The following is a 745-nucleotide window of genomic DNA, read 5'->3' as shown; positions in this document are numbered from 1 at the left end:
GAGTGGGGTGCCGATCACGGCGTGGTCGGCGGTCCAGGGGTGGTACGTCGGGTTGAGGTGCCCGGTGAACATGGTGGCCCCGGTCTCCGCGAGCGTGGTGGTCGCGGAGACGAGCGGGTGCGGGGTCGGGACGAGTCCGAGCTGGGTGGCGTCCTGAGCGCCGGCCACGGTCTTGTCGTTGAGCCAGTATCGTTCGCGCTGGAAGGGGTAGGTCGGCAGGTCCACCCGTCGGCCCTTCCCGATCACTGTGGCCCAGTCCACCGGGGTGCCTCCGAGGTGGAGTTCGCGCGCCGCGGTGAGCAGTGCTGTGATGTCGTGGTGGTCTCGTCGTAGGGTTCCGGTGACGGTCGCCTCCGGGTAGCTCTCCCGTATGGTCGTGGTGAGTACTGGATGTGGGCTGACCTCGATGAACACGTTGAAGTCGGCCTCGGACAGCTGGCTGAGCGCGTGGTCGAACCAGACTGTCTGGCGTAGGTTGCGGTACCAGTAGTCGGCGTTCATCGACGTGGTGTTGATCCAGTCGCGTTCCACGGTGGAGAACAGCGGCACATGCGAGGTCGTCGGCTGGATGTCGGTCAGTGTTCGGGCCAGTTCTTCCTGGATCCGTTCGACCTGTGCTGAGTGGGATGCGTAGTCCACTGCGACGCGTCGGGCGCGGTCCTCGGTGGCCAGCAGTTCTTCGAGCGCGGTGATCTGGCCGGATACCACTACTGCCTCCGGCCCGTTCACCACCGCGATCGACAGT

1 protein-coding gene is annotated in these 745 nt (G+C 65.9%); it reads right to left on the bottom strand.

Features of this window, described 5'->3' with window-relative positions:
- Positions 1–745, bottom strand: a 745-nt coding sequence (locus JK364_RS54520) for an acyltransferase domain-containing protein (RefSeq protein WP_201858897.1), incomplete at both ends; no start/stop codon positions are given.

The organism is Streptomyces endocoffeicus (assembly GCF_016741935.1).
GTDB lineage: Bacteria > Actinomycetota > Actinomycetes > Streptomycetales > Streptomycetaceae > Streptomyces > Streptomyces endocoffeicus.
This window is presented reverse-complemented; position numbering and strand designations above follow the sequence as displayed.